General features: G+C 64.3%; 22 protein-coding genes and 1 tRNA gene. 10 read left to right on the forward strand and 13 right to left on the reverse strand.

The features are described 5' to 3' along the window. From A3AS_RS0129825 to rpmH, 6 genes are all read right to left on the reverse strand, one after another. Nucleotides 1–188: transposase family protein (locus A3AS_RS0129825; RefSeq protein WP_018321161.1), on the reverse strand; the 188-nt coding region annotated here is incomplete at its 3' end. A gap of 117 nt (nt 189–305) precedes the next feature. Continuing rightward, nucleotides 306–668: a DUF423 domain-containing protein gene (locus A3AS_RS0129830; RefSeq protein ID WP_018321162.1), complete on the reverse strand. Its 363-nt coding sequence runs from the start codon at nt 666–668 to the stop codon at nt 306–308. Then, nucleotides 668–1,321, reverse strand: a complete 654-nt coding sequence (yihA, locus tag A3AS_RS0129835) for a ribosome biogenesis GTP-binding protein YihA/YsxC (protein ID WP_018321163.1) — start codon at nt 1,319–1,321, stop codon at nt 668–670. The genes A3AS_RS0129830 and yihA overlap by 1 nt, the downstream gene beginning before the upstream one ends. Before the next feature lie 132 nt (nt 1,322–1,453). Next, nucleotides 1,454–3,307, reverse strand: coding sequence for a membrane protein insertase YidC (yidC, locus tag A3AS_RS0129840; protein ID WP_018321164.1), 1,854 nt, complete (start codon nt 3,305–3,307; stop codon nt 1,454–1,456). Nucleotides 3,308–3,322: 15 nt separating this feature from the next. Further along, the gene (gene rnpA, locus A3AS_RS0129845) at nt 3,323–3,736 is read right to left on the reverse strand and encodes a ribonuclease P protein component (protein ID WP_018321165.1); all 414 of its coding nucleotides are present in this window, start codon (nt 3,734–3,736) and stop codon (nt 3,323–3,325) included. Nucleotides 3,737–3,764: 28 nt separating this feature from the next. Beyond that, entirely contained in the window at nt 3,765–3,899 is a 135-nt protein-coding gene (rpmH, locus tag A3AS_RS45760; RefSeq protein ID WP_008542748.1) for a 50S ribosomal protein L34, read from the reverse strand. 364 nt (nt 3,900–4,263) lie between these two features. Here rpmH and A3AS_RS0129855 point away from each other — a divergent pair, with 364 nt between their 5' ends. The 4 genes from A3AS_RS0129855 to A3AS_RS0129875 all read left to right on the forward strand — a co-directional run bounded on the left by A3AS_RS0129855 (nt 4,264) and on the right by A3AS_RS0129875 (nt 7,571). Continuing rightward, a complete protein-coding gene (locus A3AS_RS0129855) occupies nt 4,264–5,763 on the forward strand; it encodes a HAMP domain-containing sensor histidine kinase (RefSeq protein ID WP_018321166.1) in 1,500 nt (499 codons plus the stop codon). Nucleotides 5,764–6,024: 261 nt separating this feature from the next. Further along, nucleotides 6,025–6,101 (forward strand) — tRNA-Arg (locus tag A3AS_RS0129860). Nucleotides 6,102–6,185: 84 nt separating this feature from the next. Beyond that, a complete protein-coding gene (queD, locus tag A3AS_RS0129865; RefSeq protein WP_018321167.1) occupies nt 6,186–6,542 on the forward strand; it encodes a 6-carboxytetrahydropterin synthase QueD in 357 nt (118 codons plus the stop codon). A gap of 126 nt (nt 6,543–6,668) precedes the next feature. Further along, nucleotides 6,669–7,571 carry a hypothetical protein gene (locus tag A3AS_RS0129875; protein WP_018321168.1) on the forward strand — a complete coding sequence of 301 codons (903 nt, stop codon included), beginning with the start codon at nt 6,669–6,671 and terminating at the stop codon, nt 7,569–7,571. Between the two features lie 72 nt (nt 7,572–7,643). Here the strand turns inward: A3AS_RS0129875 and A3AS_RS0129880 are convergent, their stop codons facing one another. The 3 genes from A3AS_RS0129880 to A3AS_RS0129890 form a co-directional block, all read right to left on the reverse strand. Further along, nucleotides 7,644–8,000 carry a type II toxin-antitoxin system RelE/ParE family toxin gene (locus A3AS_RS0129880; protein WP_018321169.1) on the reverse strand — a complete coding sequence of 119 codons (357 nt, stop codon included), beginning with the start codon at nt 7,998–8,000 and terminating at the stop codon, nt 7,644–7,646. A gap of 7 nt (nt 8,001–8,007) precedes the next feature. Continuing rightward, complete coding sequence (locus A3AS_RS0129885) at nt 8,008–8,295, reverse strand: type II toxin-antitoxin system ParD family antitoxin (protein WP_026202498.1); 288 nt, start codon at nt 8,293–8,295, stop codon at nt 8,008–8,010. Nucleotides 8,296–8,361: 66 nt separating this feature from the next. After that, nucleotides 8,362–9,132, reverse strand: a complete 771-nt coding sequence (locus tag A3AS_RS0129890; protein ID WP_018321171.1) for an IclR family transcriptional regulator — start codon at nt 9,130–9,132, stop codon at nt 8,362–8,364. Nucleotides 9,133–9,326: 194 nt separating this feature from the next. Here A3AS_RS0129890 and A3AS_RS0129895 point away from each other — a divergent pair, with 194 nt between their 5' ends. Genes A3AS_RS0129895 through A3AS_RS0129905 form a run of 3 tightly spaced genes read left to right on the forward strand, consistent with a single transcriptional unit; the run spans nt 9,327 to nt 13,257 of the window. Then, on the forward strand, nt 9,327–10,118 hold the full coding sequence (locus tag A3AS_RS0129895; protein WP_026202499.1) for an enoyl-CoA hydratase/isomerase family protein: 792 nt from the start codon (nt 9,327–9,329) through the stop codon (nt 10,116–10,118). Between the two features lie 3 nt (nt 10,119–10,121). Next, a complete protein-coding gene (locus A3AS_RS0129900) occupies nt 10,122–12,209 on the forward strand; it encodes an acetate--CoA ligase family protein (RefSeq protein WP_018321173.1) in 2,088 nt (695 codons plus the stop codon). A gap of 22 nt (nt 12,210–12,231) precedes the next feature. After that, entirely contained in the window at nt 12,232–13,257 is a 1,026-nt protein-coding gene (locus tag A3AS_RS0129905) for a tripartite tricarboxylate transporter substrate binding protein (RefSeq protein ID WP_049815031.1), read from the forward strand. A gap of 99 nt (nt 13,258–13,356) precedes the next feature. Here A3AS_RS0129905 and rnk read toward each other — a convergent pair whose 3' ends face one another. From rnk to A3AS_RS0129920, 3 genes are all read right to left on the reverse strand, one after another. Continuing rightward, complete coding sequence (gene rnk / locus A3AS_RS0129910; RefSeq protein WP_018321175.1) at nt 13,357–13,770, reverse strand: nucleoside diphosphate kinase regulator; 414 nt, start codon at nt 13,768–13,770, stop codon at nt 13,357–13,359. A gap of 10 nt (nt 13,771–13,780) precedes the next feature. Then, nucleotides 13,781–14,263, reverse strand: a complete 483-nt coding sequence (locus A3AS_RS0129915; RefSeq protein ID WP_018321176.1) for a GreA/GreB family elongation factor — start codon at nt 14,261–14,263, stop codon at nt 13,781–13,783. Between the two features lie 271 nt (nt 14,264–14,534). Further along, on the reverse strand, nt 14,535–14,861 hold the full coding sequence (locus tag A3AS_RS0129920) for a hypothetical protein (RefSeq protein WP_018321177.1): 327 nt from the start codon (nt 14,859–14,861) through the stop codon (nt 14,535–14,537). A gap of 236 nt (nt 14,862–15,097) precedes the next feature. On the opposite strand from A3AS_RS0129920, the gene A3AS_RS0129925 reads away from it, so the two are divergent. Together A3AS_RS0129925 and A3AS_RS0129930 are read left to right on the forward strand one after the other, a co-directional pair. Next, entirely contained in the window at nt 15,098–15,763 is a 666-nt protein-coding gene (locus A3AS_RS0129925) for a class I SAM-dependent methyltransferase (protein WP_026202501.1), read from the forward strand. A gap of 13 nt (nt 15,764–15,776) precedes the next feature. Further along, a complete protein-coding gene (locus tag A3AS_RS0129930) occupies nt 15,777–16,820 on the forward strand; it encodes a zinc-binding dehydrogenase (RefSeq protein ID WP_018321179.1) in 1,044 nt (347 codons plus the stop codon). Here A3AS_RS0129930 and A3AS_RS0129935 read toward each other — a convergent pair. Then, entirely contained in the window at nt 16,817–18,034 is a 1,218-nt protein-coding gene (locus A3AS_RS0129935) for an MFS transporter (RefSeq protein WP_049815032.1), read from the reverse strand. The two genes, A3AS_RS0129930 and A3AS_RS0129935, sit on opposite strands and share 4 nt — an antisense overlap. 151 nt (nt 18,035–18,185) lie before the next feature. Here A3AS_RS0129935 and A3AS_RS49920 point away from each other — a divergent pair, with 151 nt between their 5' ends. Beyond that, nucleotides 18,186–18,842: a LysR family transcriptional regulator gene (locus tag A3AS_RS49920; protein ID WP_018321181.1), complete on the forward strand. Its 657-nt coding sequence runs from the start codon at nt 18,186–18,188 to the stop codon at nt 18,840–18,842. The last annotated feature ends 8 nt before the right edge of the window (nt 18,843–18,850 follow it).

The following is an 18,850-nucleotide window of genomic DNA, read 5'->3' on the forward strand; positions in this document are numbered from 1 at the left end:
TGTTCCAGGCGAAGGAAGAGCCGCAACAACTCCTCCTTCGACTGTCCGAAGTCCGCCATGTCCGAGCACGAATCCGCCCCGCACAACGTCGCCGCCAACGCGATGAACAGTACTTCCAGCAGATCATGCCGGGCATTGTCCGCGCGCGGGTCCGGCAACCGCCGAAAGGCCTTTCTGAACTTCTGCATCCGACCCCCTCCGTCTTCCGGGAGTCGTCTTCAGAATCCGTCTTGCCTTCCAATGCAATAGCTAGACAAAACCCATATGCGATTCCCCTGCCCTCCAGGGGAGGGTAAGAAAGAACGTCAGTTCCTCACCACCGCCGCCGCACTCACCGCCAGCCAGCCCAAAATCATCACCGTCCCGCCCGTCGGCGCCGCCATCGGAAACAGCGAGTGTCCGGCAAATTGCCGCAAGGTGAGGTCGCCCGCGAACAGCATGGCGCCGATCACGAAGCCGAATGCGCCGATCAGGCCAATTCCGCCGTGCAGAAGGCCGCGCGCGAGCAGGGCGACAGCTGCAAGTATGGCAGTTGCATGAAACAGCAGCATCGCGCTGGCCGAGGCCAGCCGGCTCGCATCGCCGCCATGCGCCGAGGCGGCTGCCAGCGCGACGCCGGCGGCGCCCATCAAGCCGGCAAGCCCGATCAGCAGGCGCTGCGCCACCATCACGAGGCCCGCTCTTCCAGCAGCTTGGCCATCGCGGCGCGCAAGCTCTCCATGCCGGTCGAGCTGCGTGACGAGGTCGCGAGCACGTTCGGGAACGCGGCCGGATGCTTGGCCAGCGCCGCCTCGGTCTCGGCGATGCGCGATTGCAGCTCGGAGGCCTTCACCTGGTCGGCCTTGGTCAGCACGATCTGGTAGCTGACCGCCGAGCGGTCGAGCGTCTTGAGGACCTCGAGGTCGACCTCCTTGAGGCCATGCCGCGCGTCGATCAGCACGTAGACGCGCGCAAGCGATGCGCGTCCCAGCAGGAATTTGTGGATCAGCTCGGTCCAGGACGCGACCTGGCTCTTGGGCGCTTTGGCATAGCCGTAGCCGGGCATGTCGACCAGGCGCAGGTCGGTCTTGCCGGGCACCTCGAAGAAGATCAGCTCCTGGGTGCGTCCCGGCGTATGCGAGGTGCGCGCCAGCGCGTTGCGCCCCGTCAGCGCGTTGATCAGGCTCGACTTGCCGACATTGGAGCGCCCGGCAAAGGCGACTTCCAGCCCCGCCATCGGCGGCAGCGTCTGGATCGAGGGCGAGGCCCAGATGAACTGCCAGTCGCGTGCGAACAGCTTCCGTCCGGCCTCGATCAGCTTCGCATCTTTGTCGTCGGTCATGCGAAGCTCTTTGCTTCCTGTCATTCCGGGGCGATGCGAAGCATCGAGCTCTGGTGCGCTATTGCGCACTTGAGAATCTCGAGATTCCGGGTCTGGTGCTTCGCACCATCCCGGAATGACAGAGTGTGAGACTTACGTCGCCTTCTTCGCGAACGTCGCCTTGAGATTGTCGAACAGCTCCACCTTCACCCCGTTGCGGCGCATGATGTAGCTCTGCTGGATCACCGAGAGCAGGTTGTTCCAGGCCCAGTAGATCACGAGGCCCGCCGGGAAGCCCGCCAGCATGAAGGTGAAGATCAGCGGCATCCAGTTGAAGATGATCTGCTGCGTCGGATCCGGCGGCGTCGGGTTCAGCTTCATCTGGAACCACATCGTGATGCCCATGATGATCGGCCAGATGCCGAGCGCGAGGTAATGGCCGAACACCGGGATCGTGGTCGGATCGAACGGGATCAGCCCGAACAGGTTGAAGAGGTTGGTCGGATCCGGCGCCGAGAGGTCCTTGATCCAGCCGTAGAACGGCGCGTGCCGCATCTCGATGGTGACGAACAGCACCTTGTAGAGCGAGAAGAACACGGGGATCTGGATCAGCACGGGAAGACAGCCGGCGACCGGATTGATCTTCTCCTTGCGGTAGATCTCCATCATCTCCTGCTGCTGCTTCACCTTGTCGTCGGGGTAGCGCTCCTTGAGCGCCTGAAGCTGCGGCTGAACCGACTTCATCTTCGCCATCGAGGCGTAGGACTTGTTCGCCAGCGGGAAGAACAGCAGCTTCACGATCACGGTCACGAGCAGGATCGAGATGCCGAAATTGCCGAAGAAGCGGTAGAAGAAGTCGAGGCCGAGGAACATCGGCTTGGTGATGAAGTAGAACCAGCCCCAGTCGATCAAGAGATCGAAATGGTTCAGCCCCAGCTCCTTGTTGTAGCCGCCGAGGCCGGCGAACGGGAACACGCCGACCACGCCGGCTTCCTTGGCGCCGGCGAACAGCCGCGCGTTCGCGGTCGCAGTGCCGCCGATCGCGACGGTGACGGGGTCGAGCAGGTAGTCGGTCTGGTAGGTGTGGACGTTGCCGGATGGGTTCGACGAGAAGCGCGCCTGCAACTGGGCATTGGTATCGGGCAGCAGCGCCGAGGCCCAGTACTTGTCAGTGATGCCGAGCCAGCCGTTGGTGACCTTGAAGTCCACCTTCTTGCTTTCGTCGATCTTCTTGTAGGCATATTCCTGCAGGCCCTGGTCGCCGAGATAGCCGATCAGGCCTTCATGCAGGATGTAGTAGCCGGAGACCTGCGGCGCACCGTGGCGCGAGATCAGCGCGAACGGATAGAGCGTAACCGGCGCATTGCCGACATTGCTCACCTCGTCCTTGATGGTGAAGAGATAATGGTCGTCGACTGCGATGGTGCGGCGGAAGGTGAGGCCATCGCCATTCTCCCATTTCAGCACCACCGGCGTCGTCGGCGTCAGGCTGCCGCTGCCGTCCTGCTGCCAGACGGTCTGGGCATCAGGCATCTTCGCCGTCACGCCTGTCGCCGCCACCCAGCCGAATTCGGCGTAATAGGGCTCCGCGGTGCCCGAGGGCGAATAGAGGATGATCGGCGGCGATTTCGGATCGACCGTTTCGCGGAATTGCACCAGCGCGATGTCGTCGATGCGGCCGCCCTTCAGCGCGATGCTGCCGGCAATCCGCGGCGTGTCGATCTTCACGCGCGGGCTGGCTGCGATCGCGGCCTCGCGCGCCACCACGGGCTGGGCCTGCTGGTTCGCGCCCGGCGTTGCCGGCTGAGCGGCGTTGCCCGGCTGCTGCGGCGCCGCGCCCGGCGTCGCGGAGGCCGACGGCTGCGGCGTGGTCTTCTGGAGCTCGGCCTGCGTCTGCTGCTGGGCGCGCTGCTTCTCCATCTGCGGAACATTGTAGAAATATTGCCAGGCGATCAGGACGAGGCCCGACAGAATGACGGCGAGGATGGTATTGCGATTGTCGGTCATCTCTGGGTCTCGTCATCAATCCGGTTTGCGGCTGGCAGCAGGAGCGGGGCGGGGCCCGGTACGGTCAGTCCTCGGGCTGCGTCCCTTCGCAGGTCCCTTGGCCGTATGCCGCGCCGGCTTCGTGAACGCCATGCGCAGATCGTCGAGCATGGTGGCGAAGTCGCGCGAGAGCGCGCCGCTTCGTCCGACCAGGACATAATCATGATGGGGCTGCATCGACACCGGATCGAGCCGCTTCACTAATTCGCGAAGCCGGCGCCGGATACGATTGCGCGCGGGGGCGTTGCCGTTCTTTTTGGTAACGGTGAAGCCAATCCGGATCGGGCCGCCGTCATCGCGGGGGCGGCTTTGCAGGACGAACGCGGGACTGTTCACCCGCGCGCCATTGGCAACGGCGAGGAAATCCGCCCGCTGCCTCAGCCGATCCATGATGAAATCCCGGAAAAGGGGGTCCGGCTCAGGCGCTCAGACGCTTGCGGCCGCGGGCGCGGCGGGCGGCGAGAACCTTGCGGCCGCCGGCAGTGGCGAGACGAGCACGGAAGCCGTGACGGCGCTTGCGCACCAGTTTGCTGGGTTGATAAGTCCGCTTCACGGGTTTTTCTCCGCTGACCGGGCAATTTGCCTGTAGAATTGATGGTAAAGTCCGGAAGATGCGGCCCAAAACGAGCCGTTTCCGGCCCCAAGAGAGCCGCTCCCGGTGTCGCACCGGGTCATCGCGGACAATTTGCGCGGCTTATAAGGGAGTGCCTTCTTTTCGTCAACGCCGCACAAGCGCACGATTCCGGTGAATATCGCTGTTTGTGCGGGGTTTTTAACCCTTGAGGTGGCGACTCGCGATATCAGCGCTTACATCCCACCTCGGCAGATTAGCGATCCGTAATTTGACCGGACCGGGGTCGGGTCGCATCTTCATACCGCCAATCCTTTACCGGCCAAAGGCAGCGAGGGCGACTTTCGTGGCAGCGACAGACCTCCAGCCGATCCAGGATCAGGATCAGCCGGACCAGCCGGCGATGCGCCCCCGTGGGACGCGCGGCCTCGGGCTGTCAGGCAAGCTGTTGTTGCTCACCGTTCCCCTGGTGATGATCGCGGCCAGCCTGCTCTATGTGCCCGCCATCGCCAACTTCTGGGTCAATCGGCTGAACGACCGCGTCGCCGCCGCCAACACCGCCGCGCTGGTGCTCGATGCGGCTCCGCTCGGCATGGTTCCTGATTCGCTGTCGCGGCAGATCCTGAAGAGCATCAATGCCCGCGCCGTCGCCATCAAGATGGGCCAGCAGCGCCGGCTGCTCGCCAGCGACAACATTCCGGCCGCCATCGAGCATGACATCGACCTGCGCGACATGACGGCATGGGAGGCGATCACCGGCTCGTTCCGGATGATGCTGGAGACCGGCAATCAGGCCATCCGCATCGTCGGGCCCGGCGTCGGCAATGCTCAGTTCATCGAGATCGTCACCGACGAGCTGCCGCTGCGGCAGCAGATGTACCGGTTCTCCCGCAACGTCGTGGTGGTCGCGCTGATCATCGCGGCGCTGACCGCGGGCCTCGTCTATCTCGCGCTTCATTATCTCTTCGTGCGCCCGATGCGGCGGCTGACCGCGAGCCTGGTCGGCTTCCACGAGAACCCCGAAAGCTCAGCGGGGATCATTGTGCCGAGCCAGCGCAGCGACGAGATCGGGGTCGCCGAGCGCGAATTGTCGGACATGCAGCGCGATCTGATGTCGATGCTGCATCAGAAGAGCCGGCTCGCCGCGCTTGGCCTCGCCGTATCCAAGATCAACCACGATCTGCGCAATCTGCTGGCCTCGGCCCAGCTGCTGTCGGACCAGCTCGCCAGCGTGCCGGACCCGCGGGTGCAGCGCTTCGCGCCAAAGCTGGTGCGCTCGCTCGAGCGCGCCATCGCCTTCTGCCAGTCGACGCTGTCCTACGGCCGCGCCCAGGAGGCCGCACCGGACCGGCGCATGATCCTGATTGAGCCTGTCGTGCTGGAGGTGCGCGAGACCGCGGGCCTCGCCTCCGACGCCTCGATCGCCTGGGTCGCCGCGATCGATCGCGGGCTTGCGGTCGATGCCGATCCCGATCAGCTGTTCCGGGTGCTGCTCAACCTCGTCCGCAATGCCGCCCAGGCGCTGGAAAGTCACGCCTCCGGCGAGGGCGGGGTGCAGCAGATCCGGATCACGGGAAAACGCGAGGGCGCGGTCGCAATTCTCGAGGTTTCCGACACCGGCCCCGGTGTCCCCCCGAAGACCCGGGAGCACCTGTTCGAGGCGTTCCAGACCTCCGGCCGCCCCGGCGGAAGCGGCCTTGGCCTCGCCATCGCCGCCGAGCTGGTCCGCGCCCATGGCGGCGATATCCACCTGGTCGATGGCACCATCGGCGCCACTTTCCGCATCGTCATTCCCGACCGCCCCGTCGAGCTCCTCTCCATCCGCAACGAGCGGCAGAGGGCGTAGTCGGCCAGAGGCCCATAATCTCCCGTCATTCCGGGGCTCGCGTAGCGAGAACCCGGAATCCAAGAGCTTTGGCGCGAGATTCCGGGTTCGACGCTGCGCATCGCCCCGGAATGACATCCAAACCGTCATTTCCCTGCAAAATCTCCCCATCCCGGACCTTGCCAATCGGGGCAAGAGCGGTTAGTCAGAGCGCTCTTTCGCACCCCCTCCGGCTTTGCCGGGGGCTGCCTGCGGGCCAAGCCCGCGCTGTTTGCGAAAAACGCGCCCGTAGCTCAGCTGGATAGAGCATCAGACTACGAATCTGAGGGTCGGACGTTCGAATCGTTCCGGGCGCGCCATTCTTCGCCGAAAGGTCAGGACCTAGCAGCATCTGGTCGCCAGACGGGCCCGAGACCGGATGGTGACGCCGTGTGAGGAGCGGAATGAAGATATCGCAGGCGTTCAAGTTCGAGGCGGCGCATCGGCTGCCGAACGTGCCCGAGACCCATCGATGCCGCCGGCTGCATGGTCATTCCTATCGGGTCGAGGTCCAGTTGGACGGGCCGGTCGACCCGCATACCGGCTTCGTTGCGGATTTCTTCGACATCGAAAAAAGCTTCGCCGACATCCTGGGCGCGCTGGATCACCACTGCCTGAACGAGGTCAAAGGCCTCGAGAACCCGACCGCCGAGAATATCGCGATCTGGATCTGGGACCGGTTGAAGCCGAGCCTTCGACAGCTGTCGGCGGTCCGTGTCTATGAAACGGCGGACTGCTGGGCCGAATATAACGGGCAGTAGCGATGGCCCTGCGCTGATCCGGCGCGGGCCGTCCTTGGCTCGGCTGGATAGAGCATCAAACGACGGATCTGAGGGGCGGACGTTCGAATTGTTCCGGACGCGCCCTTTCGATAGTAAGTACGTCCCATGCGTACCATCGATCGCCTGTTCTCCTGCCTCGTTCTGTTCCTTGCAATCGCAGCCGTCCCCGCGCTTCCCGCGCGCGCGGCCGAAACCTGCCCGTTCATCAGCGCCAAGGATCTCGCCGCCGCGATGCCGGCGCTCAAATGGTCGCTGATTTCAAATCAGGACGGCCGTGGCTGCATCTACCAGGCCGGGCGCGGCGACACGATGATGCTCTCCGTGTTCCGCAACCCGGACAAGGACCGCGCCAGGGAATTGTACGCGACCTTCGTCAAGACGCTTGGCGAGCGCATGCCGCTTAACGCAGTCGCGGGGATCGGCGACGAAGGCCAGGGCGGAACGAGCGCGGCCGGCGCAGAGCGCCAGGAAGCCTCGGTCGTCGCCTTGTCCGGCGATTACATTCTGCAGATCACCGTCTATCCGGTCGGCCGGCGTGCCGACGACGCGCTGCTCGGGCCGGTCACCGAAGCCGCGCGCGTGGCCATCGCCAGCGTGAGCAAGAGCAGCGAGCGGTTCGGCAATTGCGAGTGGCTCACGGACGCGGATGCCGACGGCTTTCTCGACAAGAGCACGCTGACGGTCCAGCGCACCGGCGCGGGCAGCTGCATGATGTTCGATCGCGAGGCCAACACCATGACAGTCGCGGTGATCGCGACCTCGCGCGACACCGCCATCGGCATGATGAAGCGCGCAGGTCCCTGCAAGCACGTGGCGATACAAGAGCTCGGTGGTGAAGCGTTCGGTGAGCATTCCTGCACCAAGGGCAACGGCAACGCCGTCACCATCTATGTCTGGAAGAACGGCAGGCAGGCTTCGATCGTGTTTGCCCCGGTCAAGCCGCATCCGGAATCCGGCTCGGTCGAGCGCCTGAAGGCGGTCGCCGGGCGGGTCTATGGGAAATTGTAGCGGCGCAATTCCACGCCAGAGCATGCTGGCGTATCCAGAGGCCTTGAGAGCGCTCTCTGAAATGCCGCGAGCCTACTCTGTGCCTTCGTCGCTGGCGGGTGGAACGTGGCGCCGAAAGTCCATTCTGTCGTGAAGGATGCACACGATTTCGATCGTGCTGTCCGCTGCGGCCCGATACATCAGGAAATGGCTTCCGCGACGGCCGTGCCGCGCCACGTGAAGCGTGCGAAGGTCTGCCATGATCTCGTCCCGCGGCCTGGAGCCCGCAACATTGGGACCGTCGGCAAGCTCGCCCATCGCCTGAACAAGGGTGTCGCGATAGCTTCGAGATTGTCGCGCGCCAAAATTCTCTGTGGTCCACCTGAGGATGTTGGCGAAATCGACCTCTGCGGCTGCGCCGAGACGAACGCGCCATCTCCGCCCGGCCATGACGGCTCTATTCGGCGGTTCGGGAGATGATCTTCTCCGAGAGATCGTTCAAATAGGTTTGCAGGTCCTCGATACTTCCGAATTCCTTGAAGTTTCCCTGGTCCAATGCCCCGACACCGGCGCGCGCCGCGGCCCGCAGGGCTTTCAGCTTGCCTGCATCCTCCGCCTCGCGTTGCTCCACGAGCCGCAACCCGTCGCGCAGCACCTCACTGGCATTCTGGTAGCGGCCAGACTTGACGAGGGTCTCAAGGAGCTCTTCCTGACGCTCAGTCAGCACGACGTTTCGGGTGGGCATCGGCATTTCCCTGTTGCTCAAAGCCAGGCAACCTATGGCATATTATGCCATGGGCGTGTGATCTCCTCAACCCAGCACCTCCTTGCACTTTGCCGCAAACGCGTTGAGGTACGCGCCGAGTTCGCTGGCCAGCGCATCGGACCGCTCGACATTCTGAAGGCTCATGTTGAGGGCGTAGACCGGAAGTCCGGCCAGCACGATGGGTGTGGCAACGGCGAGAACGCCGGGTTGCCACGACACTGCGCAATAACCGTTGCGTTCGACCGCGCGTATCGATGTCCTGACGTCCGCAAGCAACGCGTTGGTGGCCGCAGCGCTGCGCCGCTTGAACTGCTTCAGCAATCGCTCGCGCTCGGTCTCTGCGATGCCGGCGAGGTACGCGCGGCCCAGCGACGTCAACTCCATCGGGACCTGCTGACCCGCGACGACGTTCCGCAGTGCCGCCCGGGGGCTGTAGCGGATCGACTCCAGGTAAACCATCATGGCTCGATCCGCCGTCGCGAGGCCCACGTTGAGCCGGCGCTTGGCCGATTCGGCCCGCATCATCGGTCCGATCGCGTTGAGCACCGGTGATCCCGTCCGCATCGCGTGACCGATGCTGATGACGGACGCGGCAAGCCGGTAGGTCCGCATCGCGCGGACTTCGTCGAGCATCCCGGAATTGACCAGCGTTCGCGTCAGCCGGCTGACCGTCGATCGCGGCAGTCCTGTTCGCTCCGCAATCTCGCCATTGCCAAGCGTGTCGACGCCGGGCCGGAATGACCGGAGGATCTCGATGCCCCGTTCGAGCGAGCGGTTGCCGTCCACCCCGCCCGCATATCTGCGCGCCTGCGCCACATCCAGCCTCCGTCCAGTGTTTCCACTAAGTGGAATTAGGGGGAGGTTCCGGCGGGCGCAAGCCGCTATCAGCACCGGGAAGAAGAACGCCCGGCCGTGCCGGGGCTCAACGAGGAAACGGCACCGCCGAAATCGGCATTCGACATCCGCAATGCGTCGCGGTGATCGATCCGACTCGAACCAAGGAGCTTGCCATGTCCTATCAGCTCATCGAATTTTCAGTCGCGGCGGGTGTCGCGACGATTGCATTCAACCGGCCGGACCGGCGCAACGCCATGAGCGACGACATGCGCGCCGAGTTCGTTGCTGCGCTCGAAACCGTGGCTCGGGACAAAGCGATCAAGGCTCTGGTGCTGACGGGGCGCGGCAGTGCGTTCTGCGCCGGCGGCGACATCAGCGGAATGAAGCGCCGGCTCGAGGCGCCGCAGGGCGAAGTCGCATTCAACGGATGGAGCCGTCAGCAGGGCGTGCATCACGTGCAGTCGTTGCTGCTCGGGCTGCCGAAACCGACGATCGCCGCCGTCAACGGCGCCGCGGCGGGTCTCGGCGCGGACACTGCGCTCGCCTGCGACTTGGTCATGGCAACGGAGCGATCGAAATTCACCTGGTCCTACATCAAGCGCGGTTTGATCCCCGACGGCGGCGGCCTGTATTTCCTGCCGCGCCGGGTGGGGCTTCCCAAGGCCAAGGAGCTGATCTTCACCGGACGCGTCGTCGAGGCCGACGAAGCGCTCGCGCTCGGCATCGTCGATCGCAAGGTGGCCTCGAGCGAGCTCCTGCCGGCCGCGCAGGCCTGGGCGGCCGAACTGGCTCAAGGCTCTCCCACCGCGCTGGCGCTGGGCAAGAAGATCCTGAACGAGACGTTCGAGCATTCCGCCCACGACATCTTCAGTCTCGGCAGCCAGGCGCAGGCCATCTGCTACACCAGCGCGGAGCATCGCGACGCGGTGACCGCGTTCCTTGCGCAATCCGCGTCGAAGGATTGAGCCATGGATGCGATCGAACGCCTGATCCGGCCCCGCAGCGTCGCCATCATCGGCGCTTCAGCGGACCCGAGCAAGACGTCGGGGCGGCCGGTGTCCTATCTCCGGAAGCATGGCTTTGCGGGCGCGATCTATCCCGTCAATCCGAAGGTCGCGAGCATCGGCGGTCTGACTTGCTACCCCGACATCGCCTCGCTGCCCGATGTGCCTGACGTCGGCCTTGTCCTGCTCGATGCCGAGCGCGCGCACGTCGCGGTGCGCGAATTGTCCGAGCGGGGCGCCGCCGCGGCGATCGTCCTTGCGAGTGGCTTCACTGAAACAGGGGCGGAAGGCGCCGAGCGGCAGAAGCAGCTCATGCAAGCCGCCGGCTCCATGCGGATCCTCGGGCCGAACACGATCGGCCTCGTCAATCTCACCGACAATATCGTGCTGTCGGCGTCGGGCGCGCTGGCGATGGATGACTTCCCGGCGGGATCCATCGGATTGATCTCGCAAAGCGGGGGCATTCTCGGCGCCTTGCTGTCGCGCGCCGCGGCGCGCGGGGTCGGTCTGTCGAAGCTGGTGTCGACCAGCAACGAGGCCGATCTCGACCTCGCCGATTTCATCGATTTTCTCGCCGACGACAGCGCAACCAAGGTCATCGCGCTCTATGTCGAGGCGATCCGCAATCCGGCTCGCTTTCGCGAGTCGGTTTTGAAAGCGCGCCGCGCCGGCAAACCAATCGTCGCCTTCAAGATCGGTCGATCGGAAGCGGGCGCACAGGCGGCGGTCTCGCACACCGGCGCGCTGGCCGGCTCCGATCGCATGTATGACGCCTTGTTCAGGCAACTCGGCGTGATCCGCGCCAAAACGTTCGAAGACCTGCTCGATATTCCCGCAGCCCTTGGTGCGGGACGGAAGCTGTCCGGCCGGCGTGTTGCGATTCTCACCTCGACCGGCGGCGCCGGCACGATCGTATCAGACAGTCTCGGCGTCGCCGGCTTTGTGACACCCGCACCCGATGCTGAGACGGCCGCGCAATTGCGCGCGCTGCAGTCGGGACCGCAAGCCAATCTCGATCGCAACCCGATCGATGTGACCCTCGCCGGCTTGCAGCCGGATCTGCTGCGCGCCGCCATCCGCATTCTGCTCGCAAGTCCCTCTTACGATGCGCTGGTCGTCATTGCCGGCTCGTCGGCCGTGGGATCGCCGAGCCTGATGGCCGATGCGATCCACGACTGCCTGCCGCTGAGCGACAAGCCCGTCATTGCCTATGTGAGCCCCTACGCGCCCGAGGTGGTTTCCGTCCTCACCCGCCGAGGCGTCCCGGCCTACACGTCCGCCGAAAGCTGCACGGCTGCGCTCAACGGGCTCTTGCGGGCCGCAATGCCGGAGCAGGTCCAGACCTCCGGTGCGATCGAGACGACGGTCGACATCGGCGACTTCCCGGCAGGATCGCTGGATGAGGCTCAAGCCAAGGCGTTGTTCGCCCGCTTTGGTGTTCCGGTCGTGGCAGAGAAAATGGTCGCAACGGCGAGCGAAGCGGAACAGGCCGCACGAGACTTCGGCGGCCGGGTCGTGCTCAAAATTCTCTCTCGCGAGATCGCGCACAAGAGCGATGTCGGTGGCGTCGCGGTCAACCTGACTGCCGAGACGATCAGTGGCCGCCTGACGGCGATGGCAGACGAGGTCGAGGCCAGGGTCGGGACGCGGCCCGACCAATTCCTGGTTCAGGAGATGGTTTCCGATGGCGTCGAGATCATTCTCGGAATGCATCGCGATCCTCTGGGAACGGCCATCCTCCTCGGAATGGGCGGCGTCACGGCCGAACTGTTCAAGGACACGACGATGCGCCTGCTGCCACCGGACGGCAGCCTTGGCCAGGCCGAGGCCCTTGCGATGGTGCGTGATCTCGTCACCTGGCCGTTGCTGGACGGCTTTCGGGGCCGGCCGAAATGCGATGTCGAAGCGCTCACAGAAGCGGTCGTCGCTTTCTCGCGCATGGTTGCGCAGCTCGGTGATCGCCTCGTCGAGGCCGAAATCAATCCGGTCTTCGTGCTGCCGGCGGGCCGGGGCGTGAAGGCGGCAGACGGATTGGTTGTTCTCAATGTCTGAACAAAATCGGATGGAGCTCCAGATGGCCAGTGGCGGAATCATCAATCACGACGGCGCGCGCAGGAAAGATCTCGCCGTGCGGCGCTGGCGAGGTCTTGCCATTCTCGCCTGTGCTGTCGTCTCGGGGCTCGGACTGACGCCGGCGCGCGCCGAATATCCCGACAAGATCATCAAGATCGTGGTGCCCTTCGCAGCCGGCGGCGGGACCGACATCATGGCGCGAACGACGGCGCAGGAGATCCAGACGGATCTCGGCAAGTCCGTCATCATCGAGAACAAGCCGGGCGCCGGGACCATCATCGGGACCCAGACGGTGGCGACCAGCGAGCCCGACGGCTATTCGCTCCTGATGGCGACCTTCGCGCACGCGGTCAATCCGAGCCTGTACAAAAAGCTGCCGTTCGATCCGCACAAGGATTTCGCGGCGGTCTCGCTGATCGCGCGATCCTTCAATATCGTCGTCGTCAACCCGGCCTCCAAGATCAACTCGATCTCCGATTTGATCGCAGAAGCCAAGGCCAATCCCGGCAAGCTCAATTTCGGAACATTCGGCACCGGCACCTCGGCCCATCTCGCCGGCGAGCTGTTCAATGCGATGGCCAACGTCAAGATGACGGCGGTGCCCTACAAGGGTGCGGCGCCCGCGATCAGCGATCTCTTGGGCGGCCAGATCGACGTGATGTTCACCACCGTGGCAAGCGCGGCCTCGCTGGTGGCTGCAGGCCAGCTCCGGGCGCTGGCTGTCACGTCCGCCGAACGTTCGGCGGCATTTCCGCAATTGCCTGCTGTCGCCGAGGCCGGGGTGCCCGGCTATGCCGCCGAATCCTGGTACGGATTGTACGCTCCGGCCAAGACGCCCGCTCCGGTGATTGCGCGTCTCAATCAGGCAATCGCAAAGGCGGTTCAGTCCGGCGCTTTCAAGAAGCTGGAGGCCAACGAAGGCCTCATCATGGTCGGCGGCGCTCCGGAACAGCTCGATCGCTATGTCGGGCAGGAGGAGGAACGCTGGCGCAAGTTGGTCAAGGACGCCAACATCGAGGTGCAATAGGACAGCAGGAGGGCGCCTGCGCATTGCGAAGCATTGCGCAAGCACGCTCCGCTTCTATCTGTCCTCACCAGAGTGTTCTGCTCGGTCGGATGACAGCCCTCATTCGGAGACGGCGAGAACGGTCAGCCCCCTGGTGCGCTTGTCCGGCGTCTCGAACTCGATCCGCTGTCCCACCGAGAGGCCAATCAGGGCCGCTCCAACGGGCGTCAGGATCGAGACCCGGTTGAGTTCGATGTTCGCCTCGTGCGGATAGACCAGCACGATCTCCCGGCTCGCACCTGTCCCGTCATCGCGATAGGTTACTTTGGAGCCCATCCTGACCACGCCGCGCAAATCGTTCTCTGCGGCGACCGACGCGCGCTCCAGTTCGCGCGCCAGAAACTGGGCGACACGAGGGAATAGATCCATGGTCGAATTCGCCAGCGAGCTGAGACGCCGCGATTCGTCTTCAGTGATCTTGATCGGCGGCAACGCCGGCTGGTCTCGCCGAATCTCGGTTTCGAAGTTGTGCATTTGATGTCTCCTATGCTGCCGTTGGTCCGGGATCGTCATCGATCGGCTTGCGCCGATGAGCCCGGAAGAGCGGGACGACGTTGGGGCTTGATTGGGTCACGTTCTGAACCCTGACGACGTTCAGGCAGCCGGCGAGGATGTATGGCATTTGGTCGCCGACCTGCAGGCCGATCAAGGCTGCCCCCAAAGGTGTCAGAACCGAAATGCGGGCGGGATCCGACCCACACTCCTCGGGCCAGACCAATTGCACGACGCGACGCGGAACGCCCCAATTCGTGCAATAGGTGACCCACGATCCAACGGTCACCCGCGAACGGAGATCGTCCCAATCGTTCGGTACGATGTCAGCGCGGTTGATCTCACTGATGAGAAATATCCCGTCCAAATCGCCTTTTTGGGCGGCAAGGCGGGCAAGCTGTTCGAGTCGCGGATAGTCCGATGCGGTGAGCGCGATTCTTGGAAGAGGCAGCACGGCACACTCCTTCTGCTTCAAGACGACCTCTCAGGGCGAGGTCACGAAAGCTGGAAAAGAGCCCGGACGGTGCAAGCACCGTCCGGCTAACCGCCTGCTTGGAGGCGGCCGGCGTGAAGACCGAAGCGCGCGGTGCGCGCATCTATGTCGACGACATATGCCATGACATTCTGACTATAGTGATTCATTTCGCCAGCAACATTGCGGCTAAACCGCACAGTCGCGAGCGATCGAATCGCTGCAACGGCCATAATTCGACGGTGATATGAGCTTCAGTTTTGACACTGGCCTTTCACCGCAGCCCCTGCTCGTCGATCAGGATGCGGTGGATCTCGATGCGCTCCGGTAGCTCGATCAGGAATTCCGCGTCGCGCGCGAGATGATGGACCTTGGTCGGCTCGCCCTTGGTGAAGGCCGTCATGGCCTTGATGTCCGCCCAATAGGAAATGGTCGTGAACCACGTCTCCTCGTCGCGGTCCTCGCGCAATTGCTGCACACCGAGCGCGGTCTTGAGCAGCGGCGGAATGCCCTCGGACTGCAGATAGGCTTGGTAGGCATCGGCGAGATCGCGGCGGGTGCGACCGCGCCAGATGCGAGCGATGGTCGGCTTGGTCGGCATGGTGGACTCCTTCCGGGCGAAACGCCGTGCTTCGCAGCCCCGTTCCATGCGCCTCCCTGTCGCTGCCGGCGGCGGAACCTGTGCCGGCTGCTGACGGTCCCGTCTCGGAATTCCCCATCATTGATCTGAAGCAATGATGATCCCGACGACCAATGCTAGAACGACTCGCAAGTTGCGACTCAGGGCTTCCCAGCCGGTCGCGACAATCGCAGCGCGTGCTGGAATCTGAGGGCTCAATGGGACGACTACTGAATATCGTGACGCCGCTGCATACGGCGACCAAGCGCGACTACATGGGGCGCATGAACGACGACAAGATCGGCTGCTCGCTGAAAGCGCGGGAATACGAGGCCGACTATTGGGATGGCGACCGTCGCTTCGGCTATGGCGGCTATCGCTTCATCGAGGGGCGCTGGGCGCCGGTCGCCAAGGCGCTGATCGAGACCTATGGCCTGAAGGACGGCTCCAGCGTGCTCGACGTCGGCTGCGGCAAGGGCTTCCTGCTGTATGAGATGCAGAAGATCCTGCCGGGCCTGAAGGTCGTCGGCTTCGATATTTCCAAGCACGGCCTCGACAACGCGCACGAGCAGGTGAAGCCGTACCTCTTCAATTACCGTGCCCAGGACATCTATCCCTATGGCGACGACAGTTTCGATCTCGTCATCTCGCTCGGCACGCTGCACAATCTCCGGCTCTATGAGCTCGAAGCGGCGCTCAAGGAGGTCGAGCGGGTCGGCAAGAACAAATACGTCATGGTCGAGGGCTACCGGAACGTCGCCGAGTTGCACAATCTCGAATGCTGGGCGCTGACGGCGGAGTCCATCCTGCACACGTCAGAATGGATCTGGCTCTACGGCAAGCTCGGTTACACCGGCGATTACGAATTCATCTATTTCGAGTGATCGGGCGCGCCTCATGGATATCAAGACTGCCAAGGCGGCCATTCTCGTCGAATCCGGCAAGCCGCTGATCGTCGACGAGTTCACCTTGCCCGATAGGCTCGAACACGGCCAGGTGCTCGCGCATGTGCACACGTCGAGCATCTGCGGCGCGCAGATCAACGAGATCGACGCCGTCAAAGGTGTCGACAAGTTCCTGCCGCATCTTCTGGGGCACGAAGCGCTGGCAACGATCATCGAAACCGGACCCGGCGTCGTCTCCTGCAAGCAGGGCGACACCGTCGTCATGCATTGGCGGCCCGGCAAGGGCATCCAGGCCAACACGCCGGCCTATTCCTGGCGCGGCAAGCGCCTCAATGCGGGCTGGGTCACCACCTTCAATGAATATGCCGTGGTGTCGGAGAATCGTGTCACGCCCGTTCCCGCCTCGATCGACCGCACCAGCGCGCCGCTGCTCGGCTGCGCGGTGACGACCGCGCTCGGCGTCGTCAACAACGATGCGCAGATCGCCATCGGCGAGGCCGTCGTCGTGTTCGGCGTCGGCGGCGTCGGGTTGAACATCGTGCAATTCGCTGCGATGGTCGGCGCCTATCCTGTCATTGCGATCGACCGCCTCGACAACAAGCTGGCGATGGCGAAGGATTTCGGCGCCACCCACACCATCAACTCCGAAGCGGTCAAGGATGTCGCTGCCGAGGTTCGCTCCATCACCGGCACTGAGGGACCCGACAAGGTCGTCGAGACCACCGGCGTCAAGAATCTGATCGAGCTCGCCTACGAGATCACGGCGAAGAAAGGCCGTTGCATCCTCGTCGGCGTTCCCCGCGAGAAGGCCGAGATCTATACGCTGCCGCTGCACTTCGAGAAGGTGCTGAAGGGCTCGGAAGGCGGGCAATGCCAGCCGGCGCGCGATATCCCGCGTCTCGTTCGCCTGAGCGACGCCGGCAAGGTGAGCTACCGCGGGATCGTGACCCACGAGTTCGCGCTCGACGACGTCAACGACGCACTGGATTTGATGCGCAGCGGCACATCGGGGCGGATCCTGCTGAACATCAGCTAGGCCGCGGCGAAGGCGCCGACGGCACATCGACGCTGGCGCTGCAGCAGCCAGGCTGTGATCGCCATGTTCACGATATTCCAGGCGATGCCATTGACCAGCGCCGAAGCGTAGGAGCCGGTCCAGTCGTAGATCGCGCCGGCCATCCAGGCCCCCAGCGCCATGCCGGCGAGCGTGACCGAGATGGCGAGGCTGACGCGAAAGCCGGCCTCCCTTGCCGGGAACAGCTCACGGATGATCACCGCATAACTCGGCACGATGCCGCCCTGCGCCAGGCCGAAAATGGCGGACACGACGTAGAGCGAGACCAGCCCGTTGAACGGCAGATAGAGCGCGAGTGCCATGGCCTGCATCGCCGAGCCCAGCAGCAAGGTCGGCAGGCCGCCGATGAGGTTCAACACCCAGCCGAAGATCAGACGGCTCGCCACACCAAAGCCGAGCATCACCGCCAGCATTTCGGCGCCGCGCGCGGAGCCGTAGCCGAGGTCGCCGCAATAGGCGACCAAATGGACCTGCGGCATCGACATGGCAACGCAGCAGCACATGCCGGCCAGGGCCAGCAGGCCCTGGGTGACGCCCGGAGACAGGCCGATGGCCTGCATCGTGTTGCCGCAGCTCGCCGCTTGGTGCGCAACCTTGTGGAATACCGGTCGCCGCCGCAGAACGAGACAAAGCGGCAGCATCGTTGCGAGGCAGAACAGGCCGATGCCGATATGGGTCTGCCGCCAACCATGCGCGGCGATGGCATGCTGGACGATGGGTGGCCAGATCACGCCGGCAAGAGAGCCGCCGGCCGTGGCCAGGGAAATCGCAAGGCCCCGGTGCCTGTCGAACCACAGCGATGCGTCGGCCACCAGGGGCGCGAAGCTCGCCGCGCCGCCGAGCCCGATCGTGACGCCTGAGATCGTCGCGAACACGGACAGGTTAGGGGCAAAGGCGGTCAGGACATAGCCGAGGCTCATCAGGATTGTGCCGCCGGCCAGTGGCGGCAGGATGCCGAAGCGATCCGCCAAGCGGCCGACGATGATGCCACCGATCATGAAGCCGATGATGGCGAGCGTGTAGGGCAGGGTCGCCTCCGCGCGAGGCGCATTGAAATCGGCCTGCAACGCCGGCAATGCCACGATCAGCGACCACATGCCAACGCAGCCCAATGCGCTGAGGGCGATGGAGGCGGTGAGGCGAATCCAGGAATACGAATTTTCGATCGACGGCATGTCGGGCACTGCGGCGGGTTTCCTGGGGCTGCATGGAGATCGGCCCTGGGGTATCGCTCGCCGTCAGCGGCGACAAAGCAGGATTTCTCTTTTGTCGAGCGAGCGAAACTCATGCATCCTCCCGGCCTTCCCGCATCGCCCGGAGCCGGCCATGACGTATCTGCTGCCGCCACTCAATGCCCTGCGCGCCTTCGAGGCCGCCGCCCGCCATCTCAGCTTCAAGCAGGCCGCTCACGAGCTGCACGTCACGGCCGGTGCGGTCAGCCAGCAAGTCCGCCTGCTGGAGGAACGGCTGGGGGTGCAGCTGTTCGAGCGACGGACACGGCAGATCATTCTGACCTCTGCCGGCGAAACCTATCTGGCGCGGGTCCGTGACGCCTTTCGTTGCCTTGCCGAGGCCACCGCCGAGCTCAAGCCCGAGGGCGTCACGAGCCTGCTGCATATCGGGCTCCACGCCAGTTTTGCCGTCGACGCGTTGCGGGCGCGCCTGGCGCAGTTCCGCCGGGCCCAGCCCCAGCTCGCCATTCGCATCAGTCAGCCGGCAGGGCTGCACGAGCTGCTCGAAGGCAAGGTCGACGTCGTGATCGCGGACAGGGTGCAACGCTGTCCCGGCTACAAATGCGAGCCCCTGGAGAGCGGCTTCCTGATCGGCCCGCTCGGCACCGCCGATTGTCCGGAGATCGAAACCTTGCGGTCCTGCCTGCTTGGCGATGTCGAGCGCGCGCGGCCGGCCACGCCGAGGGCGCCGCTGGCCGCCAGTGCGGCGGGTCCGGGACGCAGACCATCCAAGCCGTTCTTTTCCGCCTGAACGGGCCT

Origin of the sequence: Bradyrhizobium sp. WSM2793 (assembly GCF_000379585.1) — a bacterium.
Classification (GTDB): domain Bacteria; phylum Pseudomonadota; class Alphaproteobacteria; order Rhizobiales; family Xanthobacteraceae; genus Bradyrhizobium.